At 67.0% G+C, this 26,887-nt stretch carries 24 protein-coding genes; 5 read left to right on the top strand and 19 right to left on the bottom strand.

The window, feature by feature from the left end; all coding sequences use genetic code 11:
- Positions 1-38 precede the first annotated feature (38 nt).
- From ACFVWT_RS05045 to ACFVWT_RS05035, 3 genes are all read right to left on the bottom strand, one after another.
- On the bottom strand, positions 39-3,206 hold the full coding sequence (locus ACFVWT_RS05045) for an AAA family ATPase (RefSeq protein WP_390245796.1): 3,168 nt from the start codon (positions 3,204-3,206) through the stop codon (positions 39-41).
- Complete coding sequence (locus ACFVWT_RS05040; RefSeq protein WP_390245794.1) at positions 3,203-4,375, bottom strand: exonuclease SbcCD subunit D; 1,173 nt, start codon at positions 4,373-4,375, stop codon at positions 3,203-3,205. The genes ACFVWT_RS05045 and ACFVWT_RS05040 overlap by 4 nt, the downstream gene beginning before the upstream one ends.
- A gap of 61 nt (positions 4,376-4,436) precedes the next feature.
- Positions 4,437-5,393 carry an MIP/aquaporin family protein gene (locus tag ACFVWT_RS05035; protein WP_390245792.1) on the bottom strand — a complete coding sequence of 319 codons (957 nt, stop codon included), beginning with the start codon at positions 5,391-5,393 and terminating at the stop codon, positions 4,437-4,439.
- A 209-nt stretch (positions 5,394-5,602) separates the two neighbouring features.
- Here ACFVWT_RS05035 and ACFVWT_RS05030 point away from each other — a divergent pair, with 209 nt between their 5' ends.
- Positions 5,603-6,730, top strand: coding sequence for an ADP-ribosylglycohydrolase family protein (locus ACFVWT_RS05030; RefSeq protein WP_390245790.1), 1,128 nt, complete (start codon positions 5,603-5,605; stop codon positions 6,728-6,730).
- Here ACFVWT_RS05030 and ACFVWT_RS05025 read toward each other — a convergent pair.
- Together ACFVWT_RS05025 and ACFVWT_RS05020 are read right to left on the bottom strand one after the other, a co-directional pair.
- Entirely contained in the window at positions 6,717-7,301 is a 585-nt protein-coding gene (locus ACFVWT_RS05025; RefSeq protein ID WP_390245788.1) for a DUF4395 domain-containing protein, read from the bottom strand. The two genes, ACFVWT_RS05030 and ACFVWT_RS05025, sit on opposite strands and share 14 nt — an antisense overlap.
- Before the next feature lie 94 nt (positions 7,302-7,395).
- Positions 7,396-8,409, bottom strand: coding sequence for an exonuclease domain-containing protein (locus tag ACFVWT_RS05020; RefSeq protein ID WP_390245786.1), 1,014 nt, complete (start codon positions 8,407-8,409; stop codon positions 7,396-7,398).
- Positions 8,410-8,547: 138 nt separating this feature from the next.
- Between ACFVWT_RS05020 and ACFVWT_RS05015 the strand changes: the two genes are divergently transcribed.
- Entirely contained in the window at positions 8,548-9,318 is a 771-nt protein-coding gene (locus tag ACFVWT_RS05015) for a VTT domain-containing protein (protein WP_390245784.1), read from the top strand.
- A gap of 79 nt (positions 9,319-9,397) precedes the next feature.
- On the opposite strand, the gene rdgB is transcribed toward ACFVWT_RS05015, so the two are convergent.
- From rdgB to clpS, 6 genes are all read right to left on the bottom strand, one after another.
- A complete protein-coding gene (gene rdgB, locus ACFVWT_RS05010) occupies positions 9,398-10,042 on the bottom strand; it encodes an RdgB/HAM1 family non-canonical purine NTP pyrophosphatase (protein WP_390247074.1) in 645 nt (214 codons plus the stop codon).
- A 77-nt stretch (positions 10,043-10,119) separates the two neighbouring features.
- On the bottom strand, positions 10,120-10,878 hold the full coding sequence (rph, locus tag ACFVWT_RS05005; RefSeq protein WP_011692422.1) for a ribonuclease PH: 759 nt from the start codon (positions 10,876-10,878) through the stop codon (positions 10,120-10,122).
- Positions 10,879-10,945: 67 nt separating this feature from the next.
- Positions 10,946-11,743 (bottom strand): MBL fold metallo-hydrolase, encoded by a 798-nt coding sequence (locus ACFVWT_RS05000; RefSeq protein ID WP_390245782.1) that lies wholly within the window; start codon positions 11,741-11,743, stop codon positions 10,946-10,948.
- Positions 11,740-12,756, bottom strand: a complete 1,017-nt coding sequence (gene murI, locus ACFVWT_RS04995) for a glutamate racemase (RefSeq protein ID WP_390245780.1) — start codon at positions 12,754-12,756, stop codon at positions 11,740-11,742. The genes ACFVWT_RS05000 and murI overlap by 4 nt, the downstream gene beginning before the upstream one ends.
- A 114-nt stretch (positions 12,757-12,870) precedes the next feature.
- A complete protein-coding gene (locus ACFVWT_RS04990; RefSeq protein WP_390245778.1) occupies positions 12,871-13,437 on the bottom strand; it encodes a DUF2017 domain-containing protein in 567 nt (188 codons plus the stop codon).
- Positions 13,430-13,798 carry an ATP-dependent Clp protease adapter ClpS gene (gene clpS / locus ACFVWT_RS04985; protein WP_390245776.1) on the bottom strand — a complete coding sequence of 123 codons (369 nt, stop codon included), beginning with the start codon at positions 13,796-13,798 and terminating at the stop codon, positions 13,430-13,432. The genes ACFVWT_RS04990 and clpS overlap by 8 nt, the downstream gene beginning before the upstream one ends.
- 37 nt (positions 13,799-13,835) lie before the next feature.
- On the opposite strand from clpS, the gene ACFVWT_RS04980 reads away from it, so the two are divergent.
- Both ACFVWT_RS04980 and ACFVWT_RS04975 read left to right on the top strand, forming a co-directional pair.
- Complete coding sequence (locus tag ACFVWT_RS04980; protein ID WP_390245774.1) at positions 13,836-15,164, top strand: nicotinate phosphoribosyltransferase; 1,329 nt, start codon at positions 13,836-13,838, stop codon at positions 15,162-15,164.
- The gene (locus tag ACFVWT_RS04975; RefSeq protein ID WP_390245772.1) at positions 15,164-15,814 is read left to right on the top strand and encodes an isochorismatase family protein; all 651 of its coding nucleotides are present in this window, start codon (positions 15,164-15,166) and stop codon (positions 15,812-15,814) included. Before ACFVWT_RS04980 ends, ACFVWT_RS04975 begins: the two co-directional genes overlap by 1 nt.
- Before the next feature lie 7 nt (positions 15,815-15,821).
- Here ACFVWT_RS04975 and ACFVWT_RS04970 read toward each other — a convergent pair whose 3' ends face one another.
- The 8 genes from ACFVWT_RS04970 to ACFVWT_RS04935 form a co-directional block, all read right to left on the bottom strand.
- Positions 15,822-17,597, bottom strand: coding sequence for a DEAD/DEAH box helicase (locus ACFVWT_RS04970; RefSeq protein ID WP_390245770.1), 1,776 nt, complete (start codon positions 17,595-17,597; stop codon positions 15,822-15,824).
- Positions 17,598-17,811: 214 nt separating this feature from the next.
- Complete coding sequence (locus ACFVWT_RS04965) at positions 17,812-18,147, bottom strand: DUF3039 domain-containing protein (protein WP_390245768.1); 336 nt, start codon at positions 18,145-18,147, stop codon at positions 17,812-17,814.
- A 38-nt stretch (positions 18,148-18,185) separates the two neighbouring features.
- Positions 18,186-18,968 (bottom strand): glucosamine-6-phosphate deaminase, encoded by a 783-nt coding sequence (nagB, locus tag ACFVWT_RS04960; protein WP_390245766.1) that lies wholly within the window; start codon positions 18,966-18,968, stop codon positions 18,186-18,188.
- A gap of 49 nt (positions 18,969-19,017) precedes the next feature.
- Positions 19,018-20,589, bottom strand: coding sequence for a transporter (locus ACFVWT_RS04955; protein ID WP_390245764.1), 1,572 nt, complete (start codon positions 20,587-20,589; stop codon positions 19,018-19,020).
- Positions 20,571-21,377 (bottom strand): ABC transporter ATP-binding protein, encoded by an 807-nt coding sequence (locus ACFVWT_RS04950; RefSeq protein ID WP_390245762.1) that lies wholly within the window; start codon positions 21,375-21,377, stop codon positions 20,571-20,573. The genes ACFVWT_RS04955 and ACFVWT_RS04950 overlap by 19 nt, the downstream gene beginning before the upstream one ends.
- A 55-nt stretch (positions 21,378-21,432) precedes the next feature.
- Positions 21,433-22,533, bottom strand: coding sequence for an NADH:flavin oxidoreductase/NADH oxidase (locus tag ACFVWT_RS04945; protein ID WP_390245760.1), 1,101 nt, complete (start codon positions 22,531-22,533; stop codon positions 21,433-21,435).
- The gene (locus ACFVWT_RS04940) at positions 22,533-23,546 is read right to left on the bottom strand and encodes a co-chaperone YbbN (RefSeq protein ID WP_390245758.1); all 1,014 of its coding nucleotides are present in this window, start codon (positions 23,544-23,546) and stop codon (positions 22,533-22,535) included. The genes ACFVWT_RS04945 and ACFVWT_RS04940 overlap by 1 nt, the downstream gene beginning before the upstream one ends.
- Positions 23,547-23,597: 51 nt before the next feature.
- Complete coding sequence (locus ACFVWT_RS04935) at positions 23,598-25,388, bottom strand: hypothetical protein (RefSeq protein ID WP_390245756.1); 1,791 nt, start codon at positions 25,386-25,388, stop codon at positions 23,598-23,600.
- A 295-nt stretch (positions 25,389-25,683) separates the two neighbouring features.
- Between ACFVWT_RS04935 and ACFVWT_RS04930 the strand changes: the two genes are divergently transcribed.
- Positions 25,684-26,880 (top strand): AI-2E family transporter, encoded by a 1,197-nt coding sequence (locus ACFVWT_RS04930; RefSeq protein ID WP_390247072.1) that lies wholly within the window; start codon positions 25,684-25,686, stop codon positions 26,878-26,880.
- The last annotated feature ends 7 nt before the right edge of the window (positions 26,881-26,887 follow it).

Raw genomic sequence — 26,887 nt, 5'->3', positions numbered from 1 at the left:
ATCGTCCCTCCTCCCGATGCGCGCGACCCGGTAACTCCTCAATTGTAGCCGAGGGGCGTGGCGCGCCCGGCGGCGGCCCCCGCGCCCCCCCCGCCGCCCCCGCCCCCCGGCCCGGACGCCCGGGCGGGCCCCCCGGGGCCGACCAGGGGGGCGTGCGGAAAGTGGTGGGTGGAACCGTTCCGTCCCTTGACCACCTGGAGCTGGGTGCTGATGCGCTGCTTCATCTCGGGCACGTGGCTCACCAGGCCGACCACACGGCCGCCGTCCCGAAGCCCCTCGAGTGCATCCATCACTTGTTCGAGCGCCTGCTCGTCGAGGCTGCCGAAGCCCTCGTCCACGAAGAGTGTCTCGATGTCCACTCCGCCGGACTCCTGCTGCACCACGTCCGCGAGACCCAGCGCCAGGGACAGGGAGGCCATGAAGGATTCACCGCCGGACAGCGTGGCGGTGTCCCTGCGGTGCCCGGTCCACTGATCCACCACTTCCAGGCCCAGACCGGACTTGGCACCGCGGGCGGCTTTGGCGTCCGTGTGCTGCAGTGTGTACCGGCCATCACTCATGCCCACCAGCCGCTCCGAGGCGGCACTGGCCACTTGCTCGAGCCTGGCCGCGAGTACGTAACTGTTCAGGCTCATGCGGTAGGTGTTATCGCCGGCGCCGCGGGCGGCCTCGGCCACCGCGGTGAGCAGTGCGGCACGTTCCCGCGGACCTTGGCCAGACGCCGCGAGCCGGGCGTACTCCTCCGCGATCCGGCGGAGGGTAAGGACCGACTTCTCGGCGAGCCCCGCCGCAACAACGGCTTGCCTGACAGTTCGTTCGGCGGCAGCATCGTCCGCGCGGAGCTGTTCCAGCACGCCGGCCTCCACCGGGCCGTCCTCCTCGACCTCGCGCGTGGCCAGGGTCAGTTCCTCGCTGGCGAAAAGTTCCCCGACACGGGCTTCTTCATCCTGGCCGGCACGGATCGCGGCCTCGAGCATGGCTGCTTCCGCGACCGGAAGCAGGACGGACCGGGCCGCCGCGGCGGTTTCGAACCCGGACTCCGGCAGCGCCTGGTCCAACTGCTGGCGGGCCTCCCTGGCACGCAGCACCGCCTGATCGAGGCTGCTCCTCGCGGCGTCTGTTCGTTCCAGGAGCGCCGTGGATTCGTTGAGGGAGCTCAGGCGGCTGCCGAGGGTGGGGTAGCCGGCACGCAGTTTGCCCAGGGCGTTTTGCAGGGCGCCCGTCTGTTCCAGGACTTCCCTGAGGGTGGATTCAGTCTCCGCGATGCCGGAATCAGCTGCGGCCTGTGCCGATTCGGCAGCAGTGATGTGACCGTCCAGTTCTCCCTGGCGCTCACGGCTGGCGGCGAGTTCACCGGCCGCCCTGACTGCCTCGTCCGCTCGCTCCTTCGCCCGGGCCGCGTCCGCACGGGCTTCCTCCGGCGGAAGATCGCCGCCCTGGGCCGCCAGCACGGCGACCTGCTGCCGCGCCTCGGCAAGTTCCTTGTCCAGCGCCGCCAGGACCGCTTCCGCAGCTTCGCAGGCCTCCTGCGCCGCACGTTCCGCGTCAGCAACGGCCAACGCCGCGGTGGCCGCCGGAGCCGGAAAAGGGTGCTCGGGGCTGCCGCACACAGGGCAGGGCTCCATCGGCTGAAGCTGGGAAGCAAGCTCCGCAGCGGCATTGGCGAGCCGTTCTTCCCTCAGGTCCAGCCACCGCTGGCGGTGGTTCTGGTGGTCGTCCCGGGCCAGGCGGTGCCGTTCGGCAACGACGGAACTGATCCGGACTGCTGCAGAGTACCGGCCCACGACGGCGACGAGTTCCTCCGCGGCTGCGGCTTCCTTCGTCCGCAGCTGTTCTTCGGCCGCGAGCTCCTCCAGGGGCTTCACGCCCGCCAGCAGTTGGGCAGCTTCCGCCCGCAAACCGACAAGGCGGGCAGCGCCGGACCGTCTTCCCTCACGCAACTGGTCGATGGTCTTCTGAAGTTCTGCCCCGCGGGCCACCATCCCGGACAGCCTTGCCTCGTCCGGGAGCCGCTCCTCAAGCACCGCATGGAGGGACCGCAGGCGGCTGAGTTCACTCCGTACGAGTTCAGCGTCGAGGAATTGGTCCGCGACGCCGCGTCCCTGACGGCCGGCCACCGACAAGGCAGAGAGCTCGGGGTCCACGAGGACTGCAGCCTGCAATTCGTCTGCCGCCGCTGCCATGGCCCGGGCAGCCCGCTGTTCGGTGATTTCGGCCATGTCCACCGCCTGCAATTGGCCGCCGAGTACTTCGGCCTTGCGGTGAAGGCCAAGGTGCCGCGCCTTCTCCCGGAGTTCGGGCGCTGCGGCGTCTGCAGCCGATCTCCGGCGTTCCGCCGCAGCAAGTTTTGCCTGGCGGGCGGCACGCGCCTCGGTGGCCTCAAGACGGCGCGCGGCCTCGGCGCGTCCTGCTGCCGCCTGGTCCGCTTCAGCCTGCGCTGTCCCGGCCCTGGCCGCGGCGGCGTCCTGCAGCCATTCGAGAAGGAGATCGGCGTCTTCCGGCACTTCCTGGCCCTCCGGCAGGTCCTGTTCCTGCGGAGTCACTTCAGACCTGGCCTGTGCCAGCAGGAGGTCAAGCTGGCTGTTGAGGCTGGCCACCTGCGTGCGGGCATCCGCAGCACGCCTGGCCAGTTCCTGTTCCACGGCCTCAAAGCGCTGCGTGCCGAACAGGCTTTGAAGCAGTTCCAGCCGCTCGGCGGGCTTGGACCGGAGAAAAGCGGCGAAGTCACCCTGCGGCAGCATCACCACCCGGGTGAACTGTTCACGGTCCATGCCCAGCACGGAGCTAATTTCCGCACCCGCTTCATCATTCCGGCCGGACTTCTCGATCCACTGCCCGTCAACGCGTTCGCGCAGCAGGGTGTTTGCCTTCTGTTCGGTAAATCCGTTCCGGCCCCTGGCGCTGGGCCTGTTCCATGCAGGCATCCTGGAGACTTCAAAATGCCTGCCCTTGGCCGAAAACTCACAGGTGACACGCGGTTCCGCGTCGGCGTCGGCGTGGTCGCTGCGGAGCCGTTTGCCGTCCTGTCGCGCACCGGGCACGGATCCGTACAGGGCAAAGCAGATGGCGTCCAGCACGCTGGTCTTGCCGGCGCCGGTGGGGCCGTTCAGCAGGAAGAGCCCATGCGCGCTGAGCCGGTCAAAGTCGATGTGCTCCGTGCCGGCGAAGGGGCCGAAGGCGGAGATCTCGAGCCGATGGATCCTCATAGTGACATCTCTTCCAGGCGTGCGGCATCGAGGGCTTCCCGCAGGACAGCCGCTTCGGCGTCCTCGGTGCTACGGCCGCGGACGTGTTCCAGGAAGCCGCAGCAAATGGACAGATCGTCATTTGCTGCGGCGAGCCTGGTGCTGTAACTCGTCCTTACAGCAGCGGCGGCGCCTTCGGGCTCGAAACCGAGGACCAATGTGTCAGGAAAGCGGGCCCGCAGTTTGTCCATGGCCTGGGCGGGGCGCTGCGGGTCCGTCAGGGTGATCTGGCAGTAGGCTGCCTCTGCCCAGCCATGCTCCTCGCCCGAGAGGAGGTGCTCAAGGGTGCCACGCAGCACGGCGAGCGCCCGCGGCGCTTCCCAGAGGACCTCTGTGACATCGGTGATGCCGGACGCGTCCGCTTCGATCAGCCAGCCACCTTTCCGGTGCTTTGCCTCCGAGAAGGAGTAGGCAAGGGGTGATCCGGAGTAGCGGACGGTTGGCGACAGTGACTGCCTGCCGTGCAGGTGGCCCAGCGCGGTGTAGCTGAAACCGTCAAAGAGGTCCAGCGGGACTGCCCCGACCCCGCCGATGCTCAGGTCCCGCTCGCTGTCCGAGCTGATCCCGCCGCTCGCGAAAGTATGGGCCAGTACAACCGAATGGACCGGTCTGGCCTTGGCCCGGGCGGCCACGTCGGTCCGGATCATTTCCGTCGCCGCTCGCGTCACTTCGAAGTGGCTGGCCGGTTCGACGCCCAGTTGCCCGGCGACCAGACGGGGCTCAAGCCACGGAATGCCGTAGACCGCCAGCACGGGACCATCCGCCGCGGTGTCCAGGGGCAACAGGACCGGTACGTCCAGTTCGGCGAGCCGCGTCCGCAGGTGCACTCCCCCGCGCTCCAGAAGCCGTGAGGCAAAGCCGAGGCGGATGGCGGAATCGTGGTTTCCGCTGGTGAGAACCACCTGCGCGCCCGCCTCCGTCAGCCGCACGAGGGCATCGTCCAGCAGACGGACCACGTCTACGCCCGGGAGGGCACGATCATAGACATCGCCGGCGATCAGGACAACGTCCACTTTTTCGTCGACGACGAATTCGACCAGCTGGTCAATGAAGCCCTGCTGGGCGTCCAGCATGCCGACGCCGTGGAATGACCTGCCCAGGTGCCAATCGGAAGTGTGCAATAACCGCATGTTCTTAAGCTATCCGCGGGTACCGACAGTTTTGCGGCACTGACACGGCATGGCCGGGCAACTACTGTCCGCGCTTGCCGTCAAAGAAGTCCCGGGCGTCATCGTCGGCTGATGTGCCGGCAGGCCCGGCGTCAAAGCGGGCGTTGGCGCCACCGTCCAGATCGTGGGCGTCCTCGTCACTCTCATCCTGGAGATCGTCGTCGGACCCGTCAGCAGCATCGTCGGCGCCTGCGTGTGCCCGGGCCTGAACAGCGGCAGGACTCTCGGCGAACCCGCGGAACACGAGGCCTGCGATGGCGGCACCCACCAGCGGGGCCACCCAGAAGAGCCACAGCTGCTCGAGGGACCAGGAGTTGCTGAAAATGGCCGACGCGGTGGCGCGGGCCGGGTTGAACGGCGTGTTGCCCACGGCCTGGCCGAGCTGCAGCAGGACAGCGAGCGTGAGTCCGACTGCGAAGGGGGCTGCGGCTTTGTTAGTGTTCCGTGCAGCCATGGTGCCCAGGAACACGGCAACCAGGATCGCAGCGCCGAGTACCTCGACGAGCAGGACGCCGGCCATGGGGGCCTGGATGATGGAATGCTCGCCAAAGCCCGCAGTGACGGTGTCAAAGGCGGCGCGGGTGTCCTCGATTTTGGGAACCGTGCGCAGGATTCCGAACAGCGCCAGGGTTCCGGCGATGGCGCCGACCAGCTGCGCGCCGAGGTACGCCGCAGCTTCCGGCAGCCTGATGCGGCCGGCGATGGCGTTACCCAGGGTCACTGCCGGGTTGAAGTGGCCGCCCGAAACATATGCGAATGCGAGCATTGCGGCCGTGACGGCAAGCCCCGCGGCCAGCGAAGCGGACAACGGATTCGACTGCGGAATCGTAAACAGCGGCACCCCCAGCCCGGCGATCACCAGGAAAAGGGTTCCAAATGCCTCCGCTGACAAGCGTGCCACCAGCCCGGGTGTGAAAGCCTCCGGAGCGGCGTGCAAATCGGGACTTGTGGTCTGGCGTGCAGGCACAGGGGAGGTCATGTTCTGGAAATCCTTTGCTTGGTTGCCCGCCCGGTGATTCCGGCGGGCGTGCGGACGGCGGTGCGCCCGGCAATGTACTGTCCGACGTATTCTGCCAACTGAGTCTGGACGCTTGCTGGGTTCGAGCTTAGCCCGCGGCACGCCGTCGCAGCGAGCGGGGCCTGGACTGCCGGCGACTCCACAGGCCTGCCCGGGGTAAATTTACAGTCATGAGCACTGAGCCTTCCACCCCGCCGCTACCGACGCCCCAGTCCCGGATCCATGGCTGCCTGCTGGGCGGAGCTTTGGGCGATTCCCTCGGCTACGCCGTGGAATTCGATGATATTTCCACCATCCGCAGCCGCTTTGGCCCCGGGGGGCTTCAGGATTTTTCAGCGCTCGACGCCGACAGCCACTTTTCGGACGACACCCAAATGACGCTGTATACAGTCGACGGCCTGGTGGAGGCGCTGGAGTGGGCCAATGCCGGCACGGCCGCCGACGCCAACGCGTGCGTGTGGCTCGCCTACCTGCGTTGGCTGGCAACCCAGGGGGTGCCGGTCCCGCCGTCTGCTCCGGTTCCGCAACCGCGCTGGATTGACGGCCAGGCGGCCCTGAAGCACCGGCGTGCGCCCGGAAACGCCTGCCTCAGCGGCCTCGCCAGTGGTGAAATGGGAACCGTGTACCGGCCGGTCAATCCCGAGTCGAAGGGCTGCGGAACGGTGATGCGTTCTGCGCCGTTCGGCCTCATTCCGCATATTCCTGCCGATGCGGTGTACAAGCTGAGCACTGACGCGGCTTCATTGACCCACGGCCACCGTTCAGCGCGGCAGAGCGCAGGAACATTCAGCCTCCTGATCCACGCCCTTGTGAGTGGCCAAAGTCTTCCCGAAGCGGCCGACTATGCCTTCGCCCATGCACGCGGCCGGGACGACGCCGAGCCGGCGCTCATCGACCGGCTGGAGCGGGCGTTGCAGCTCGCGGACGTCTCCGGGCCGGCGGCGGGCGCCCGCCTGGGTCCCGAAGAACTGGTCCGTGAACTCGGCGAGGGCTGGGTGGCAGAGGAGGCCCTCGCCGTCGCGCTTTACGCGGTGCTGGCCACAGCACCGGCACGGGATGGGGCTGGCGACGCCGCACGGGAACCCGCCGGCATCGACCCGCAGTCCCACTTCCGCGAAGCCATTGTGCTGGCCGTGAACCACAGCGGTGACAGCGACTCCACCGCTTCCATTGCCGGAAACATCCTGGGCGCCCTTTACGGAGAGGAGTGTCTTCCGGCGGAGTGGCTGGAGTTCCTGGAAGCACCGGAGGTCATCCGGGGCATGGCCGGTCAACTAGTCAAAGTTACGATCGCCTGAGGCTGATGTTGTTGCACGCCTCGCAGACGTCCTCAGGAATGAGTCCGCGGCGCTGAAGGAAGCCGAAGATGGCGCAGCCCAGGCAGAATCCCGCGAACGCCTCCAGCGAGGCCGCCAGGACCAGGACCGCCAGGAGCGTCCAGGCGGCGGGTGCCAGCCCTGCCGCGAGCAGCAGCGCCGCAGCAGTCGACATGGCCGCGCCGATGCCCTGCGCGAAGCGCTTGGGCGGCCCGGGGACCAGCTTTGCCCGGCCCAGGCGCGGCGCCAGGACCTTGACGGAGAGCTGGGCCAGCGGTGAAATCCTGGGGCCGAACAGCACCCGGAGCCAGAACCCGGCGGCAATGACGGCCAATCCCCAGCCCCAGCCCGTCAACAAAGTGACGGCGGCCAGCAGCACCACGAGGCCCGCCGTGATTCTGGCGGCGTACTCGTTGACCGGGTTGGGAAATTCGAACACCTCGCGCCAGTCCACCCCGGCACGCCGGTTCTCCGCCGCAGAGGCAGCGCCGATGGCAGGAGCGGTGTCAGCCGCGGTGACAGTGGTGGAATCGGTGACCCGCAGTTTGCCCATAATGCAAGGCTAGGAGGCCGCCGGCAGCACCGGAAGGAATGTTGCGCCGTATGACCGTCCGGCGCCCCTCCTACGGTCCGCCAGGAAGCAGCAGCTACACCACGGCGGCGGCTGCGGGCACCTGGCCGCCCACCATTTGCACGAACTCACCCTCGGACAGCACCTCGATGCGCTGGCCGCGTTCGTGGAGTTCCAAGACCCGCCGCGCCTTGCCCGTCAGGCGGCCGGACCGAAGGTCCGAGGCCACAAAGCCGTCGCCGACCACCAGTACCGTGGTCCGGCCGGTCACCCGGCTTTCGGGCTGGGCACCGAACTCAGCGGACAGGACCTTGGCTTCGGGCCGGGGCATGGCCAGCTCCCCCGTGAACACGACAGTCTGCCCGTACAGGGGATGACCGGGTTCGGCGTCGGAATTCGGCGCGGGGTTGGCCCCTTCCTCCGGCCAGCCCGGCGTGAACTGGCGCGCCCCGGTTCCGGAACCGCCGGCCGCGCCCAAGGCTGTCAGGGTTGCCTTCGACAGGCCGTCCCGGGCCGGATCAAAAGCCTGCTGGTGCGACAACGAAAGGCCCAGGGACAGGTAAAGTTCGGCAATGCTGCCGGCACCGTTCCGCCGTGCAATGTCGATCAGGATTCCGGCACATGCCCTGGCATCCTCAGCGGCGTCGTGGTGGTTGACCAGCGGGACACCGGCTTCCTCGGCAGCGTAGGGCAGCGAATTGGAGACCAGCGAATAGCACCGGCGGGACAGCATCACCGTGCACACGTAGTCGTAGGCAGGACCCGGCAACCCGGACACTTCCAGCCCTGACCGGATAACGCCCAGGTCAAAGGCCGCATTGTGCGCCGCCAGGACGTCGCCGCCTATGAATGCGCCGATCTCGGGGAAGAGTTCACCGAAGCGCGGCTGGCCGGCCACGTCCTCGGGCCTGATGCCGTGGATCCGAACATTGTGGTAGTCGAACCGGTCGTGGTTTTCGGGCGGGCGCATCAGCCAGGAGGCTTCTTCCACCACCACCCCGCCGCGGACCTTGCTCAGGCCAACGGCGCACGGCGAACCGCGGAAGCCGTTGGCTGTCTCGAAGTCGATCGCCGTAAAGTCCAAACCCACGGCTCAACTTTACCGCCGGCCGGTCCATGCGCCGGTACCGTGAGCCGCCTGTCGCTGGTGTTGGTTGTCACGCAACGGCCTTGCACGACGGGCCCGGCGCTGGCGGTCCAGTAACCTTGAAGGGTGAACCTACATGCAATGAGTGACTTTGCCGTGTCCACCCTCGGGGGTGCGGGACCGGTGCAGCCACATCTGGCCTCGTTCCTTCCCGACTGGCTCAACCCCCAGATCTTCCTGGCCGACCCGGCCCTTGCACCCTGGGTTGTGCTCCTGGTCTGCGGCATCATTTTCGCGGAGACGGGTTTGCTGATCGGGTTCTTCCTCCCCGGCGACTCGATGCTCTTCACGGCCGGACTCCTGGTGGCCACGGACACCATCAAGTTCAACATCTGGCTGTTTGCCGCCCTGATCATTGTCGCGGCTATCATCGGCAACCAGACCGGCTACCTGATCGGCTCCAAGGCCGGCCCGGCCATCTTCAACAAGCCGGACTCCAAGTTGTTCAAGCGGGAAAACGTCGAAAGCGCACACGCCTTCTTTGAAAAGCACGGCGGCAAGGCGCTGATCCTGGCCCGCTTTGTGCCCATCATCCGCACGTTCGTTCCGGTCATCGTGGGCGTTGCGCAGATGAGCAAGCGCAAGTTCTTCCTCTTTAACGTCATCGGCGCCGTGCTCTGGGGTGGCGGCGTCACGCTGCTCGGCTACCTGCTGGGCGACCGGGTGCCGTGGGTCCGTGACAACCTGGACATCATCTTCATCGTGATCGTGCTGGTCTCCGTGATTCCGATCGGCATCGAAGTACTCCGCGGGCTGTCCGCCAGGCGCCAGGCCGCGCACTTCGGCACGGACGCCGTGGACGAGTTCATCGAAGAACACGAACCGGAAGAAGAACGCAAGACGAACATGTAGCTCCGGCTGACGAACCCAGCTCCGGACAAAGACTGAAGGCGCCCCCGAACGGGGGCGCCTTCAGTCTTTCTCCGGACCGCTAGGCCCGGTTTCGCAGGCTATGCTCCGCGAGTGCCTCGACGATGGACGGCAGCAGCGCCCTGAACGCCTGCCCCCGGTGGCTGATGGCGTTCTTTTCCTCAGGGCTCAACTCCGCGCAACTGCGGTCGAGGCCGCTCGGCTGGAGCACCGGGTCATAGCCGAAGCCTCCCTCGCCCCGCGGTTCGCGAAGCAGCGATCCTTCGAGCTGTCCGTACTCCACAACTTCGCGTCCGCCCTCCGCTGCCTGGCCCGGCACGGCGAGCGCCGCGGCACAGACGAAGGCAGCGCCACGGTACTCATCCGGAACATCGGCCAGTTGCGCCAGCAGAAGCTGCAGGTTGGCGGCGTCATCGCCGTGCCGGCCGCTCCACCGGGCCGAAAAGATTCCAGGTGCGCCGCCAAGGACATCCACCGAGAGGCCCGAATCGTCGGCAATGGCCACCAGGCCGGTGGCCTCCGCCACGGCCCGGGCCTTCAGCAGTGAGTTCTCGGCAAACGTCACGCCCGTCTCGGCGACGTCGGGTGCACCGACCGCGCCGGCGTCCACAACCTGCGTGTCGACGTCGAGCCCCGGCACCTGCCCGCGCAGCAGCTCCCGCAGCTCCCGGAGCTTACCTCTGTTGTGCGTCGCCAGGACCAGCACGGGAGCGGCAGCTGCGGCGGGGCCGGGGGCGCCGTCCCGGGCGGTGGCGTCGTCTGTGAAAGACCCCTCGGGCTGGGTCACGGGGCTTCCGCCAGGGTTTCCCGCTGGATGGCCGCGAGCTGCTCGGTGCCCAGCAGGGCCAGGTCCAACAGCTGGTTCAGTTCGTCACGGTCGAAGGGGGCGCCCTCGGCGGTGCCCTGCACCTCCACGAACTTGCCGGATCCGGTGACCACAACGTTCATGTCGGTCTCGGCGCGGACGTCTTCGACGTAGGGCAGGTCCAGCATGGGAACACCGTCGATGATGCCTACGGACACGGCAGCGATCGTGTCGATGAGCGGCTGCGCGTTCTTGGAGATGATCTTGTTTTCCCGGGCGAAGCGGATGGCTTCCGCGAGCGCCACGTAGGCGCCGGTGATGGCCGCGGTGCGGGTGCCGCCGTCGGCCTGCAGGACATCGCAGTCCAGCACGATCGTGTTTTCGCCAAGCGCCTTGGTGTCGATGATGGAACGGAGCGAACGGCCGATCAGCCGGGAGATCTCGTGGGTGCGGCCGCCGATCTTGCCCTTGACGGACTCACGGGCGGAACGGGTGTTGGTCGCGCGGGGCAGCATGGCGTATTCGGCCGTGACCCAGCCGCGGCCCTCGCCCTTGAGCCAGCGCGGCACGCCTTCGGTCAGGGAAGCCGTGCACAGCACCCGGGTGTTACCGAATTCGATCAGGGCCGAACCTTCGGCCTGCTTGGACCAGCCGCGGGTGATGCTGATCGGGCGGAGCTGATCAGGGGTGCGGCCGTCGGCACGAATGACGGGGGTTGCAATTGCTTCAGAAGTCATGCCTTTAGCTTATCGACCCGTCCCGGCCTGCCCGGACCACAACCGCCCGGACCGTGGGGCCGGCACCTCAGATGGTGTAGTGCACGCCCGCGACGGCCACAGCGACGTGCTGGCCGAAGACGTTCTTGGCTTCCGCCATGACGGTTGTCTGCGAAGTCCACACCGGAATGTGGGTTAGCAGCAACCGGCGTGCACCGGCGGCCACAGCTGCCTCGCCGGCGCGCTTGCCGGTCAGGTGGACGTCCTTGATGTCGTCGTCGCGGCCTTCCTCGAAGGCCGCTTCGCACAGGAACAGGTCGGCGTCCTTCGCGGCGTCCTCGAGCCCGGAGCACGAGTCAGTATCCCCCGAGTAGGTAAGGACCCGGGTGACGGGGACGCCGTCGGCGGAGGGTTCGGTAACCTCGACGCGGAGGGCGTAAGCCTCTTCCACGGGATGGTTCACCGCGAACGGTGTCACGGTATACGGCCCGACAGTGACCGACTGGCGTTCCGTCCAGTTGGTGAAGTCGAATTCCTCATGCATGCCCGGGTCCAGTTCCAGCCCGTACGCCGTGGCCATCCGGTCGGCGGTGGCGGCCGGACCCCAAACCGGAATCCGGTCGCGTCCCCAGCCGCCCGGCTTCCAGCGCACAGCCACGTGGAGCCCGCACAGGTCCATGCAGTGGTCCGGGTGGAGGTGGGTGAGGAAGATCGCGTCGATGTCTTCAAGGTCCGTATACCGCTGGATCGCGCCGAGCGCACCGCTGCCGAGGTCCATGACGATCTTCCAGGTCCGCTCGCCGTCGTGGGCGGTCAGCAGGTAGCACGACGCCGGGGAGCCCGGACCGGGGAAGGATCCGGTGCAGCCAACAATGGTCAATTTCACCGGCGGGACCCCCCGGCCGCGGATCCGCCGACGAAGTTGGAAATCCGTGGCCGGGAGGCGCCGGCCTGCGCGGCCGCGATCATTTCCGGCGTAATTTTCGCCAGGCTGCCGGTGGGGTACTGCGCGGCAACGTGGTCCACGTGCCGCACGCTGAGCACCTCGGGCCCCAGGAAACGCCTGGCCAGGGTTTCGAATTGGCCTGCTTCACCGGTGGCAATGAAGTGGTGCTCGGGCGGTGCTTCGAGGGTCCGCTGCAGGTCGTGGGAGACCAACGCACGGTATACGTCCTTGGCCGTTTCCTCGGCGCTCGAGACCAGCGTGACGTCCTCGCCCATGACGTAGGAGATCACGCCGGTGAGCAGCGGGTAGTGGGTGCAGCCGAGCACTACCGTATCTACGCCAGCGGCGCGCAGCGGTTCAAGGTACTCCCGGGCGACGGCCAGCAGTTCGGGGCCCGTGGTGATGCCGGCCTCCACGTAGCTGACGAATGCCGGGCAGGCCACGGAGGTGATGTGCAGGTCGGGGGCTGCGGCGAAGGTGTCCTCATACGCGCGGGAGCCCACGGTGGCGGAGGTTCCGATGACACCCACACGGCCGCTCCGGGTGGCTGCCACTGCCCGGCGCACGGCCGGCTGGATCACCTCGATGACGGGAATCCCGTAGCGGGCGGTGTACCGCTCGCGGGCGTCCCGCAGCACTGCGGCGGAGGCGGAGTTGCAGGCGATGGTCAGCAGCTTGACGCCGGAGTCCACCAGCTCATCCATCACGCCGAGGGCGTTGGCGCGGACCTCGGCGATGGGCAGCGGACCGTAGGGCCCGTTGGCCGTGTCCCCCACATAGAGGATCGATTCATTGGGCAGCTGGTCGATGATGGACCGTGCCACCGTCAGCCCTCCAACGCCTGAGTCGAAGATGCCGATGGGGCGCGAGCCCATGGGGCTGTTGTCCGGGCTGCTCGCTGGGGAATCCGCCACAGCTGCCGCTGCCGGATCCATGCTCGATGCTGAAGTCATGATTATTCGAGGATAGGGCTTCCCTGTTGGTGCGGCCATCACATTGTGTCGCCCGACTCATGTCGTATGAGTCACACTTGGGCCGGCCGTCCGCCGGGACGCGGGCCGGTCCGGTCAGCCGCGCGGCTCCATGGACTGCAGCATGGCCTGGACCAGCGATTCCTGCAGCCACGTGGTGAAGTTGTACACCAGTGCCAGGTAGCTTTCAACGTCCTCGGCCTGGGACCAGTCCTGCATGGTATGGACATGTTCGGCGTCTGCGTCGTCCCGAATGTCCAGCCGTTCGGCCAGGACAAGCCGGACGTCGTTGAGCGCCTGCGACCAGTGCCTGGCATCGGCCGGCGAAAGAACCAGTTCGTTGGTGTCCAGCCCCAGGGCGGCCGCCCGCAGGGCGCCGATCTTGTTTTCCCGCAGTGAGCGTTCAGTGAGCTGGCGGAACTCCAGGGATGCGGCGTCGTCGTCCTTCGTCACGTTGGGCAGCAGCCGCCGCAACGCCCGGTCCGACGGTTCCTGGACATTCATGTCCAGCCCGATCAGGGCGGTAAGCGGATCCTCACTGGCGCTTTCGGCCGGCTGGAGCATGGAGATGACGTCGTCGATCAGGCTGCGCAGCAGTTCCCGTTCGGCCGGTTCCAGGTAACCGGTAATGCCTTTGACCCCGTATTTGAATGCCTTAGCCACGTTTGCCTTTGCCCTTGCCGGAGCCGCCGTCTTTTCCGCCGCCGGTGGCTTTTTCCACCGTCGCCCACAAACCGAAGCCGTGCATGGCGACGGCGTGCTGCTCCACCTGTTCCTTGCTGCCGTGCGCCACAATGGAACGTCCTTTCTTGTGGACCTCCATCATGAGCTTGTTGGCTTTGGGCTCCGAATAACCGAAGTAACTCTGGAAGACGTAGCTCACGTAGCTCATCAGGTTGACGGGATCGTTCCAGATCACCAGGTTCCAGGGAATGTCCGGAGCCGTCAGGGCGTCGGTGGACGTCACGGTTCCGGTCTGGGTGCTCTCCCGGGTGTCAGGGCCGAGCGCAACGCTTAGGGTCATCTGTCCATTCTAGGGCGATGCGCACTAGAGTGAATTCGTGAGTACCCCTGCTGGCTGGGACCATCCCCGCACGTCCTTGTACACCGACCATTACGAGCTGACCATGCTCCAGGCCGCGCTGCACTCCGGTGCCGCGCACCGGAAGTCGGTGTTCGAGGCGTTCGCCCGCAGGCTCCCGGACGGCCGCCGCTACGGGATCGTCGCCGGGACAGGCCGGCTGCTGGAAGGCATCGCGGACTTCCGGTTCGGCGCCCCCGAGCTGGACTTCCTCCGCAGTTCCGGAGTGGTCAACACCGAAACCCTGGACTACTTGGCCGGGTTCCGTTTCAGCGGGGACATCTGGGGCTACGCCGAGGGCGAAGCCTATTTCCCCAACTCCCCCATCCTGATTGTGGAGTCGACGTTCGCGGAGGCCTGCATCCTGGAGACCTATATCCTCTCGGTGCTCAACCATGATAGCGCCATCGCTTCCGCGGCGTCCCGGATGATCACAGCCGCAGGAAACCGGCCGTGCATCGAAATGGGGTCCCGGCGGACCCAGGAGGAGTCCGCGGCCGCAGCAGCGCGTGCAGCCGTCATTGCCGGCTTCGACAGCACCTCCAACCTCGAAGCCGGGCGGCGTTACGGCATCAAGACGGTGGGCACCGCCGCCCATTCCTTCACGCTTCTGCACGACACCGAACGGGAAGCCTTTGAGGCGCAGATCGCCTCGCTCGGCAGCGGAACCTCGCTGCTGGTGGACACGTACGACGTCGAAGCGGCCGTCCGTACGGCTGTTGACCTGGCGGGTCCCCAGCTGGGAGCCGTCCGGCTGGACTCCGGGGACCTCGTGGCGCAGGCCCAGTGGGTCCGTCAGTTGCTGGACGAACTGGGCAACGAGAACACCAAGATCGTGGTCACCTCGGACCTGGATGAGTACGCCATCGCGGCGCTGCAGTCGGCGCCGGTTGACTCCTATGGCGTGGGCACCTCGCTGGTCACCGGCTCCGGAGCCCCCACCGCGAGCATGGTGTACAAGCTCGTCAGCCGCACCGACGACTCCGGGGAATTCGTGTCCGTGGCCAAAGCGGCCAAGAACAAGACGAGCAAGGGCGGCCGGAAGTACGCCCTGCGCAGGCTGAATGAACGGGGCGTCGCCACCCACGAGATCGTGGGGGTGGGCCACCGTCCCGAGGACGACGGCAACGACCGCCAGCTGCTGCAGCAGTTCATCAAAAACGGCGAGCTCCTCCCCGGTTGGACCGGAACCGAGGGCGTCTTCCGCGCCCGCCAGCGCCACATGGACTCGATGGCGGAACTGCCGCCCGTCGTCAACCGCCTGCAGCGCGGCGAGGCGGCCATCCCCACCGTTTATGAGGAGAACTGATGTCACGCGCCCTGATTATTGTTGATGTGCAGAACGATTTCTGCGAAGGCGGTTCCCTGGCCGTCAAGGGCGGGGCCGACGTCGCGGGCGCCATCAGCGAGTACGTGGACGCCTACCACGGCCAGTTCGACCACATCGTGGCTACGCAGGACTGGCACATCGAGCCCGGCGCCCACTTCTCCGAAGCCCCCGACTTCATTGACAGCTGGCCTCCGCACTGCGTTGCCGGCACGCCCGGCGCGGAGCTGCATCCGGACCTGGAGACGGAGTACATCCAGGCCTATTTCCGGAAGGGCCAGTTCACTGCCGCCTACTCCGGCTTCGAAGGCATCCTGGCTCCGGAGGACGAGGTGCCCACGGGCGAGCGCAAACCCGGGGCCCTGTCTTTGCCGGACGACGTGGAGGCGCTCACCGCGGCTTCATTCGCCGACGAGGACGCCATCGGCCTGGACGACTGGCTGCAGAGCCACGATGTCGAGGACGTCGTCATCGTGGGCATCGCCACCGACTACTGCGTCATGGCCACGGCCCTGGATGCCGTCCAGGCCGGCTACTCGGTCACGGTGGTCCGGAACTTGACGGCCGGGATCGCGGCCGACCTTGACGACGCGTTCGCCGAGATGGAACTTGGCGGCGTGGACCTCGCCTGATCCGGCACTACTTCCGGCCGATGAACCAGTCCTGAAGCTTCCGCAGCCGGGCCTGCAGTTGTTCCTCGTTCGCCTGCGCCACCGGCGGGCCGCCGCACACGGTACGGAGCTTGGTGTGCACCACGCCGTGCGGAGTTCCGGTCCGGGCGGACCACGCTGCCACGTTCTTGGCGAGTTCGTTGCGCAGGTCCATCAGCATCCGGTGGTCCGGCACGGTGGGAGCCGGTGCGTTCTCGGGAGCCCTCAGCTTCTTGCGGCTCTGCTGTTCGTGCTGGCGCTGGCGCAGCAGCGTCCCCACCTGCTCGGCGTCCAGGAGGCCCGGAATTCCCAGGAAGTCCAGTTCGTCGTCGGATCCGATGTCGCCGCCGGTGCCGAACTCGCCGCCGTCGAACAGCACGCGGTCGAATGATGCCTGCGAGTCCAGGGCCTCAAACTTGCCCTTGGTGAGACTGTCGGACGCCTTGTCCTCCCGGTTGGCCTCGTCCATGAGCGAGTCTTCCGGGTTGAACAGGCCGTCAGCATCCTCTTTCTCCGGCCGGTCCAGGGCATGGTCCCGTTCGGCCTCCATCGAGTTCGCCAGCGCAGTCAGCTGGGGTACCGACGGGAGGAACACGGAGGCGGTTTCGCCGCGTTTGCGGGCGCGCACAAAACGACCCACGGCCTGGGCGAAGAATAGCGGCGTGGACGTCGAGGTGGCATACACCCCCACCGAGAGCCGGGGCACGTCCACGCCTTCGGACACCATGCGCACCGCCACCATCCAGCGCTTCTCGCTGGCGGTGAATTCCTCGATCTTGCTGGATGCCTTGGCATCATCGGAGAGGATCACCGTGGGAGATTCCCCGGTGATCTTCTTCAGCTGCCCGGCGTAGGCGCGGGCTGCGTCGTGGTCTGTGGCGATCACCAGGCCTCCGGCGTCCGGCACGGTGCGGCGGACCTCACTCAGGCGCTTGTCCGCCCCGGCCAGGACGGCCGGGATCCACTCGCCGGCCGGGTTGAGGGCTGTCCGCCAGGCGTGGGCAATGATGTCCTTGGTGACTGCCGACTCGCCCAGCGACGCCGCCATCTCCTCACCGCCGCTGGTACGCCAGCGCATTTGTCCCGAGTACGCCATGAACATGACGGGCCGCACCACGTGGTCGCGAAGGGCGTTGCCGTAACCGTACGTGTAGTCGGCCTTGGAGCGGCGGATGCCGTCCCGGTCCTCGGCGTACTCAACAAACGGAATGGGCGACGTGTCGGAACGAAAGGGGGTACCTGTCAGCGAAAGCCGCCGGACGGCCGGGTCAAAGGCCTCGCGGAGGCCGTCACCCCAGGACAGGGCTTCGCCGCCGTGGTGGATCTCGTCGAGAATCACCAGGGTCCGGGCCGCTTCCGTCTTCGCGCGGTGCAGCATGGGCTTGCTGGCCACCTGGGCGTAGGTCACGGCGACGCCGATGAAGCCGCGGCCATGCTGCCCGTCCGAGTTCTTGAAGTTGGGGTCGATCGCAATACCTACCCGTGCCGCCGCGTCAGCCCACTGGCGTTTCAGGTGATCCGTGGGCGCAACGATGGTCACACGGTTCACCGTGCCGGCCTCAATCAGCATCGACGCCACCCGCAAGGCGAACGTGGTCTTGCCGGCCCCCGGCGTCGCCACCGCCAGGAAGTCCCTGGGGCCCGTGGCGAAATAGCGGTCGAGTGCTTCCTGCTGCCACGCACGGAGCTTCGGCGCAGTCCCCCACGCTGCCCGCTCGGGGTATGCCGGGGGCAGCGTCGGCCCGCCAAAGAGTGTCTCGGTCACGCAGAGCCCTCAATTCCCCGCATTGCGGCAGCCGTGAGCGAAAGACACATAAACATAAACACCAATCTGTTCCGGAGGAGCCGCACTGGTCCGGTCATTAAAATCATTGTGGGCACGGGACGCGCGCAGCAGTGATCAGCGCCCCGTGGTTGAATTCGCCGCCGCAGCCGGGCGGCCCGGTCACCCCAAAAATCCAGGCGACCGCTAAACGGCTCTACTTGCCGGAGTCGCCGTCTGAGCCCTTGCCGCCGTCTGAACCAGGACGCAGGCCCTCGTAGACCTCTTTGCACTGGGGGCAGACCGGGAACTTCTGCGGATCACGGCCCGGCGTCCAGACTTTTCCGCACAGGGCGATGACCGGCTCGCCCGTCATGGCTGATTCCATGATCTTCTCTTTGCGCACGTAGTGGGAAAACCGTTCACGGTCGCCCGGCTCCACTTCCTGGCGCAGTTCCTCGCGCTCGATAGTGGCTGTGGACGTTCCTGCTCCGGAAAGCTCACGCATCGGGTCGTTTTCGAGGGGGTCCGTCATGCTAGTCATGGCATCCATCTTAGCTGTTGCGCCGGACAAAAAACCGGACCTCACTGCTACAGCCCCTGCCACGCGGGCTTGTTGTCATAGGTATGGCGGTAGTAGTCCGCCAGCCGCAGGGATGACGCCGCGGCCTCGTCCACCAGGACCGTGACGTGCGGGTGCATCTGGAGGACGGACGCGGCGCACATGGCGGCCACCGGACCTTCCACGAGGTCCCGGACCGCCTGGGCCTTCTGGGCACCGGTGGCAATCAGGATCACGTGGCGGGCGTCCATGATGGTGCCCAGCCCCTGGGTGAGGACATGGTGGGGAACATCATGGATATTGGTGAAGAAGCGGGCGTTGTCCCGGCGTGTCTGCTCGATGAGGCTTTTGATCCGCGTCCTTGACGCAAGCGAGGAGCCGGGCTCGTTAAATCCGATGTGTCCGTCGGTGCCAATTCCCAGCAGCTGGAGGTCCACTCCTCCTGCGGCCTTGATAGCGTCCTCGTAGGCCTGGCACGCCGCCGGAATGTCCTCCGCCGAACCATCGGGACTGTGCACGTTTTCGGGCGCAATGTTGACCCGGTCCGTGAACTCCCGGCGGATCACCTCCCGGTAGGACTGGGGATGCCCCGGTTCCAGGCCCACGTATTCGTCCAGGGCAAACCCCTGGGCGTGGCTGAAGTCCACGCCGGCCTGGTCATGGCGGCGGGCGAGTTCATCGTAGACCGGCAGCGGAGAGGAGCCCGTTGCCAGGCCGAGTACCGCGTCCGGTTTCCGACGCAGCAAAGCCTCGATGGCGTCCGCTGCGAGCGCACCGATCTGTTTGCTACCCGGAAGAATAACCACTTCCATGGCCTACCGCCTTTCGCGTCCTGTAGTACCCATCATGCCCCTAACGGGCCTATCGGTTGACTGAGAGCTGCGCCAGAAGTTCAGGACCGCGGGCGTCAAGCCATTTCCCGCCTACCCGGACCCCCAGGGCGAAGAGGAGCAGCCCCAGGACCGGGCCCAGCACCAGGTTGATCCATCCGGGCACCGTGCTGCCCGTGAGCGACTGCGCGACGACCAAAGCAGCTTCCGGCAGCACCAGCACCAGCAAGACGCCCATCCCGCCGAACTGGACCGCCATGGTCTGGGCAACATTTCCCGGGGGCTTCTTGAACGGGCTGTCGCCGGGAAGCGGCACCGCCACCGTGTACCGCGCCGAGATGACCGAAGCCAGGCCAAGCCCGGTGAACAGGACACCCAGGGAAAGCCCGAGCAGCGCCGGAAGCCATTCCCACTCGCCGGTGAAGAAGAACGGGCCGACGCTGAAGACCATCACGATGGGAAATGCGAACGCGAGGCAGGCGAGGGCTCGCCCCAGCCTGTCATGGACGCCGCTTACCCCGCTGGACAGGTGCAATGCGAACGCGGTGTTGTCATAGGACACATCCGCGGAAATCGACCACGCCAGCAGGAACGCCGCCAGCGGACCGATGATGGTCAGCACCCCGTAGTCGCCGGTTTGGCTCGCCTGGAAGAACATCAGGACGGGCAGCAGCGGAATGACCACCAGGGATCCCGAGTACCGGGGGTCCCGGATCCAGTACGTGAGGGCCCGGGCAGTAACGGCCCCGGCGGGCGTGGCCGGCAGCACCCCGAAGAGGCCCATCCGGCCGGCGCGCTTCCTGCCGCCCGCAGCGTAGGGCGGAGTAACCAGGGCGCGCTGCAAGAGCATCTTCCAGCACCAGGCCAGGCCTGCCAATGTGGCCAGGGCGATCAGGAGCTTCAGCGCCGCAGTTCCGTACTGCCCCGCCGCGGCGTCGCCGCCCAGCGACCATGCGGCACCGGCCGGTGTCCACGCCAGGATCCGGGCGAGGCCGGTCAGGAAGCCTGCGGAGCCGGCAGCTCCCTGGGCCAGGAAGGCCAGGATGGGCCCCATCAGCATCAGCGGCACCATAAAGGCAAGCGCACTGACGTCCTTGAAGCGCCGGGAGGATGCCAGGCCGGCAGTCGCCGTCGTCACCACTTTCGAAAGGACAATACAGGTCAGCACGCCCAGGACGGCTCCCGCTGTGGCGGCCATAACCGGGGCGAATCCCCTGCTCCAGGTAACTACCGTGGCCAGCGCGATGAGGGCGGTGGCGATGCCGGGGATCCCGATCAGTCCGCCGAGGGCCAGGCCGGTGAGCAACTGGGGCATGGGGACTGCCGCGGTAGTGAAGCGCGCCGGGTCCAGGGTCATGTCCGCTGCAGAGGCGACGACGGGCACTATTGCCCAGCCCAGGAACGCTAAGGCACCGCCCATTACCACCACGGTCCGGGCGGGCCCCGGATCGGCCGTCCTGAGCAGCACGAGTGCCACGCCTATGAAACCGACGATGCCGGCGGCGTACAGTCCTCCGATGACCAGCCCCAGCAACTGCCAGGGGCTGCGCCTGAGGCTGTTGCGCAGGAGCGTCAGTTTGAGCCTTAGAAGGTGCGCAACCATTCCAGGCCCTCCGTCTGGCTGCGGCCGCCAACGAGCTGGACAAACCGGTCCTCCAAGGAGGCTCCGGCCCGGACTTCCTCCACCGTGCCGGCCGCCAACAGCCTGCCCGCAGCGACCACGGCGACGTGGTCACACATCCGCTGCACCAGGTCCATGACGTGGCTCGAGACGATCACCGTCCCGCCGGATGCAACGTAGCGGTCCAGGATGTCCCGGATATTCGCCGCCGAAACCGGATCCACCGATTCAAACGGTTCATCCAGCACCAGCAGCCTGGGTGCATGGATAAGGGCGGAGGCCAGGGCGATCTTCTTGGTCATGCCGGCCGAGTAGTCCACCACCAGGGTTCCGGCGTCGGCGCTGAGGTCCAGCGCCGCGAGAAGTTCCGCCACCCTGGCGGATACCACATCCTTGTTCATCCCGCGCAGCAGGCCGGCATAGGTCACCAGCTGTTCACCGGTCAGCCGGTCAAACAGCCGGACACCGTCGGTGAGGATGCCCATGAGCTTCTTGGCCTCAAGGGGCCGTGCCCAGACGTCGACGCCGTGCACCAGGGCAGTGCCGAAGTCCGGCCGGAGCAGCCCGGTCGCCATGGAAAGCGTGGTGGTCTTCCCTGCTCCGTTGGGCCCCACAATCCCGTAGAAGGACCCCGCCGGCACGTCCAGGCTGATCCCGTCCACCGCGATCTTCCCGCCGAAGCGTTTCGCCAGGCCGCGGATCGCCAGGGCGGGAACAGGCTGCTGCTGAGGGCTGGCGGGCGGACGTATCCCGGGCTGCGGTTCAGTCATGGTGCCAGCGTAGCCTCCCGGGTGCGCCCGGAGGGTCGTCCGAAAGGGTTACTTCCTAGAACGAGTGGCGTGGAACAGCACGCTCATATTGCGGGACCCACGGCAGTTCGTGGCCGAGCTCAAAGGCGGCGCGCAGCCACCAGTGCGGGTCCCGGAGTGCGGCGCGGGCAATGAACACCCCGTCAGCCTGTCCCGTGGCCACAGCGTGTTCCGCCTGCCCGGCGGAAGTCAGCAGTCCCACGGTGCCGGTGCGGACGCCTGCCTCGCGCCGGATCCGGGCCGCAAACCCCGTCTGGTAGCCGGGGCCGGCCGGAATCTGCTGGTGCGCCACGGCGCCGCCGCTGGAAACGTCCACCAGGTCCACTCCACGTTCCGCGGCGGCGCGGGCCAGCCGGACGGAGGCGGCGGCGTCGATCCCGCCATCGGCCCAGTCGGAGGCGGAAATCCGCAGCAGCAGCGGCATCGAATCGGGGATGACATTCCGGACCGCGTCCACCACGGCCAGGGTGAGCCGGTTGCGTCCGGGTTCGTCGCCACCCCAGGCGTCCGTCCTGTCATTGATGAGCGGACTCTGGAACTGGTGAAGCAGGTAACCATGGGCGCCGTGGATTTCGATCGTGTCGAACCCTGCGTCGACCGCCCTGACGGCAGCCGCTGCGAAATCTGCGATAACGCCGTCAATCTCTGCCGCCGTCATGGCCGCGGGTGGTGCATAGCCGTCGAAGGCGCCCGGGCCGGGCCCCAGTGTCTCCCAGCCGCCGTCCGACGGCGGGACTGAGCCGCGGTTACCCGAGAACGGCCAGTAGGTCGAGGCTTTGCGGCCCGCATGCGCCAGCTGCGTTCCGATCTTCGCGTCAGCGGCTCCATAGCGGTGCACAAACGCCGTGATCCGCTCCCATGCGGCGGCCTGTTCGTCGTTGTAAAGGCCGGCGTCGCGCGGGCTGATCCGGCCTGCCGCATTTACCGCCGCTGCCTCGGTGAGGATCAAGGCCGCTCCCCCGGCGGCGAAGGACCCCAGATGCATGAGGTGCCAGTCGTGGGGGACGCCTTCACCGGTGTCCGGGCCGCAGCTGTACTGGCACATGGGCGACACCCATCCACGGTGACGCAGCGTCAGTGAGCGCAGCTCCAGCGGCGAAAACAGTGCCGAATGCATTAGAACAGCACCCGCGCCAATCCCTGCCGTGCCTTGGCCACGCGTTCATCCGACGGACCCACCACTTCGAAGAGCTCGAGCAGCCGTACCCGGGCGGTCTCACGCTCCGGACCGAAGTTCCGGCCGATAAAGCCAACGATCCGGCCCAGGGCGTCCTCGATGTGGCCGCCGGCGATGTCCAGGTCCGCCACGCCCAGCTGCGCGTCCAGGTTGTCGGGCTCGTCGGCGGCGCGTTTGCGGAGCGCTTCGCCGTCCGGCCCGGTCAGGGACTGCAACCGCTCCATCAGCTCCACCTGGGCGAGTCCGGCCTTGGCTTCGGCATCCGCGGGCATCTCCAGCAGGGCCTGCCGGTAGGCGGCGGCCGCGGCGGCGAAGTCTCCTGCTTCGATGGCGTCGTAGGCGGCCTGGTGCAGCGGCGGCAGCGGGGCCGGTTCGGCCTCGGCAGCTGCGGCGGCTGCACCGCCCAGGCTTCCGGTGACGCCGTTGGCGGCTGCGACCTTCAGCAATTCATCCAGCAGGCTGCGCACCTGCTGTTCGTCGGCTCCGCCCTGGAACAGGGGAACGGGCTGTCCCTTCACCACCGCCACGGCGGTGGGGACGGCCTGCACCTGGAATGCCTGGGCAAGCTGCGGGAAGGCGTCGATGTCTGCGGCACCCAGGACCAGCCGGCCGCCATAGCTGTTGATGATGCCTTCAAGGACGTTGATCAGTTCGCCCGACGCGGGTGAGTAGCTTGCCCAGAGGCCGAAGACGACGGGCACTTGCGCGGACAACTCGACGAGTTGCTGGAAGTTGCCTTCGGTGACGTCCACGCGGAGCGGCTGACCACCGGTATCCGCCGCCTCGCCCTGGGCCGGCGTCCCCGGCTGGCCGGGGACCGGCTGTCCGCCTGCAGGGGACTGGCTGCCCGGCGGCGCGGTGCGCTGCTTCAGGCTGGAAAGGTCGACGGCGCCGCGCAGGTTGAGCTGGCTGGCAGCGGCTGGAGGGACTGGACGGGAGGCTGGCGAACTCATAGCCTCCACTCTAGCCACTCCGGCCGCTGCCGGTCATACCCGCAGCGCAGGCTACTTGAAGCTGGCCCCCACGAGTCCCCGGGTGGCGGCAACGAGCTTCATCGGGTCCTTGGATCCGGCCGGCGGGATGTACACGGCCGCCGACTCGGCGAAGTTGAGCACCATGCCGGAGCTCGTTTCCTTGCCGCCGGCCAGCACGGCCGCGTCGTCACCGATCGCCAGCTTGTCCCCCTCAGCCTTGGGCGTCCCGTCGAAGGCGAAGTTCAGCCGGCCCAGCACCAGGGCGCCACCATCCGCGGTACGGAACACCACCGTGTCCTCGGGGACCACCTTGTGCGTGAAGCTGAAGTTGCCGTTGACGCCCGTCTTGGCCACATCAGCCTGGTAAGCCAGCGTGTCGGCGATGTACGGCGAGGACTGGCCCTCCACGAGCTTGTCCTTGAACGTCGAATCTGCCTTAGTCAGGCGGTCGCCCAGCCCGGCAAGTGCTTCCTGGCCGCTGTAAAGCAGGCCCGACTTGTCGTCAGCGGCAAGTGTTTCCGTTCCGGTTCGCCCGATGGCCGGGAACGTGGTGCCCGGCTGAAGCGGGGTGGTTTCCACCAGCTTGTAGTTCTCGCGGGGGGATTTCTGCACGAGGGTCAGCAGCTGGGGCACAACGTTGCCCTCACCCTGGGTGACGGCCATGACCGAGCGCGGCCACGCGCGCTTGCTGGTGACAACGGTGGTCAGCAGCTTGGTGGCGCGGACGGGCATACGGGCCTCGTAGGCGCCCACCTGTGAGCGGATCTTATAGTTCTGGGTGCGCACCTCAAGCTCCGTGCGGTCCACGCGGGGCTTGAGCTTGGCCGCGTCCTTGGCGGCGTCGCCGGCGTCCACAGTACTGGAAACCTGTTCCAGGATCCGGCGGAACTGGGCATCCAGCAGCACCGGCGCGTCGGGGGCGGCGTCCGCGGCGGCGGACTCAGTTGACGATGGCGACGGAGCGGGGCTGGTTGCTGCCTGGGCAGCTACGCCGGTTCCGGCCACCATGGTGGCGGCGAGGGCGGCCATCGCCACGCCGGCGCGCGCCGGGCTGAAGGTGGCGGTGCCGGGCCGCTTTTCCACGGGTGACTCAGCGGGTGCGGCGGCGCCAGACGCCGGATTCCCGGCCGGACGGGATGCGCGTGCCCGGCGGACGAGCTTGTCCTTCAGGGATTCGCCGGCGTCGTCCCCGCCAGCTTCGGCGGGCTGGCCGCCCTTGGGCTTGATGACCAGCAGCGCCAGTCCGGCCAGCATCAAAAGGCCGCCGAGCACCATCAACGGCACGGCCCACGGAGTGGACGTGTCATTGGGGAACGTCATGGAGATGGACGACGGCGCCGGCTTGGTGCCGTCAGATGCCAAGAGGAGCGACCACTCTCCATCTGCCGGGGCACTCCAGGTGTAGTTCAGTTCACCGCTGGCGTTCTCGGTGGTAACCCAGAGATCGGAGCCGGCAGGTGACGGCGCGGCTGCTTCGCCGTCCGTGTGCGTCAGCTGGAGCGATTTGTTGTCTTCGGAGACTCCGGAGACCGTGTTGTGGGCGGTCTTGCCCACCCACGCGTCGACGTCGTCGGGACGGCCTGCAGCCAGCATGAAGCTGCCTTCACCCTTGACGTTGATCTTGACCGTACCCCCGTGAAGGGTCCGCAATTTTTGGTCGATAACGGTCAGTGGTGCGGCGGTGCCGTCGGAAGGAGCCGAGGCTGTCACCGTCTCGGCCGGAGCCCAGATGGTCTTCTGTCCTACGCCGGCCAGCAGTGTCAGGAGGCCGAGCAGCACTAGTGCAACTGCAGTCTTGAAACGCAAAGGGATACCTATCATCAGCGGGGGTTTACTTTCAATAGTAACCATTTTGTTACCAATGAGTCAGATCGGGGCTTGGTTCCCAGCCTAGGGCAACCGGCCGCGCCACGGGGAAAACGGGGCGCTGACGGGCCTGCTGATAGTGTTTGCGATGATCATCACACGGTCCCGCAGCAGCGGTGCCACAGACGGTAAAGGGCCTCAAAACGCAGTGACTGAACACACGGATTCGCCCACCCCAGGACACGAAGCTACGCCCGGATCCGGTGCCCGGGAGAGTGTCCCGGGCAGTTCGCAGCATGAGCGCAAACCTGTGCTGCCCGGCCTGGCCGCGGCAGTGCTGCGGAGGCTGCGGACCCCCCTTCCCGGTGCGCAGCCGCGCCTCCGCTTCGAAATGCCGCCAGACTTCGCCGAGGACTCCTCCACTCCCGAGACAGAATCCAGCACCCGCTTCGGACATCCTGGCCCCCGGATGTCGTCCCAGCATCCCCTATATATGGGATTCATGGGCACAGTAGGCGTCGGCCTGGCCTTGCTCGTCTATTGGATCGGATCCAACACCACGCAGCTCCTGCTCTGGATTGTGACCGCGCTCTTCATTGCGCTGGGCCTGGACCCGGTGGTGCGCTGGCTGGAAGGGCGCAAGCTTCCCCGCCCCGTCGGCATCCTTGTATCGGTCACCGTCCTCGTCTCGGCCGTCGCCGGTTTCTTCGCCACGTTGATCCCCACCATCGTTCAGCAGGTGACCCAGATCGTGCAGGAGGCACCCCGCTGGATCCAGGACTTCATTGACTCGGATTTCTTCCGCAGTGTCGACGACCAGTTCGGCGTGCGGGAACGCATTACCCAGGAGCTGGAGAAATTCGTCAATAATCCGGATGCCATGGGTGGCATCTTCGGCGGCGTCGTGGGCTTTGGATCCACGGTGGCCAACGGACTTTTCGGGACGCTCATTGTCCTCGTGCTCAGCCTCTATTTCCTCGCTGCACTCCCCGCCATGAAGAAGTGGGGGTACCGGCTGGCTCCCCGTTCCCGCCGCGCCCGGGTGGAGGCGCTTTCGGAAGAGATCACCGGGTCCGTGGGCAACTACGTCATTGGCCAGGCCTGCGTAGCGCTCCTCAACGCGACGTTTGCGTTCATCGTGATGTCCATTGTCGGTGTCCCCTTTGCGGTACTGCTGGCGTTCGTCGTGGCACTGCTGGCGTTCATCCCGCTGGTCGGCGGGATGATCGCGGGCGTGTTGGTCACCCTGATCGCCCTGACCGCGGGATGGCAGACCGCCGTGGTCTACGCCATTTGCTACTTTGCCTACCTTCAGTTCGAGGCCTACTTCATCTCCCCCCGCATCATGCAAAAGGCAGTGGCGGTGCCCGGCGCCGTGGCTGTTATCTCGGTGATCGCCGGCGGCAGCCTCCTCGGCGTACTGGGCGCCCTCATCGCCATTCCCACCGCTGCCGCGGTCATGCTGCTCGTGAAGGAAATCTTCATCGTCCGCCAGGACAAGCACTAGCCCCGGG

The sequence above is a fragment of the Arthrobacter sp. NPDC058288 genome (assembly GCF_042880995.1).
Lineage (GTDB): Bacteria > Actinomycetota > Actinomycetes > Actinomycetales > Micrococcaceae > Arthrobacter.
Note: the sequence above shows the minus strand (reverse complement) of the source record. Positions and strands in the feature narration are given on the sequence as shown.

Coding starts and splice junctions, on each gene's coding strand:
- ACFVWT_RS05045 (WP_390245796.1), bottom strand. CDS start 3,206: ATGAGGATCCATCGGCTCGAGATCTCCGCCTTCGGCCCCTTCGCCGGC.
- ACFVWT_RS05040 (WP_390245794.1), bottom strand. CDS start 4,375: ATGCGGTTATTGCACACTTCCGATTGGCACCTGGGCAGGTCATTCCAC.
- ACFVWT_RS05035 (WP_390245792.1), bottom strand. CDS start 5,393: ATGACCTCCCCTGTGCCTGCACGCCAGACCACAAGTCCCGATTTGCAC.
- ACFVWT_RS05030 (WP_390245790.1), top strand. CDS start 5,603: ATGAGCACTGAGCCTTCCACCCCGCCGCTACCGACGCCCCAGTCCCGG.
- ACFVWT_RS05025 (WP_390245788.1), bottom strand. CDS start 7,301: ATGGGCAAACTGCGGGTCACCGATTCCACCACTGTCACCGCGGCTGAC.
- ACFVWT_RS05015 (WP_390245784.1), top strand. CDS start 8,548: ATGAGTGACTTTGCCGTGTCCACCCTCGGGGGTGCGGGACCGGTGCAG.
- rph (WP_011692422.1), bottom strand. CDS start 10,878: ATGACTTCTGAAGCAATTGCAACCCCCGTCATTCGTGCCGACGGCCGC.
- murI (WP_390245780.1), bottom strand. CDS start 12,756: ATGACTTCAGCATCGAGCATGGATCCGGCAGCGGCAGCTGTGGCGGAT.
- clpS (WP_390245776.1), bottom strand. CDS start 13,798: ATGACCCTAAGCGTTGCGCTCGGCCCTGACACCCGGGAGAGCACCCAG.
- ACFVWT_RS04975 (WP_390245772.1), top strand. CDS start 15,164: ATGTCACGCGCCCTGATTATTGTTGATGTGCAGAACGATTTCTGCGAA.
- ACFVWT_RS04965 (WP_390245768.1), bottom strand. CDS start 18,147: ATGGATGCCATGACTAGCATGACGGACCCCCTCGAAAACGACCCGATG.
- nagB (WP_390245766.1), bottom strand. CDS start 18,968: ATGGAAGTGGTTATTCTTCCGGGTAGCAAACAGATCGGTGCGCTCGCA.
- ACFVWT_RS04955 (WP_390245764.1), bottom strand. CDS start 20,589: ATGGTTGCGCACCTTCTAAGGCTCAAACTGACGCTCCTGCGCAACAGC.
- ACFVWT_RS04950 (WP_390245762.1), bottom strand. CDS start 21,377: ATGACTGAACCGCAGCCCGGGATACGTCCGCCCGCCAGCCCTCAGCAG.
- ACFVWT_RS04945 (WP_390245760.1), bottom strand. CDS start 22,533: ATGCATTCGGCACTGTTTTCGCCGCTGGAGCTGCGCTCACTGACGCTG.
- ACFVWT_RS04940 (WP_390245758.1), bottom strand. CDS start 23,546: ATGAGTTCGCCAGCCTCCCGTCCAGTCCCTCCAGCCGCTGCCAGCCAG.
- ACFVWT_RS04935 (WP_390245756.1), bottom strand. CDS start 25,388: ATGATAGGTATCCCTTTGCGTTTCAAGACTGCAGTTGCACTAGTGCTG.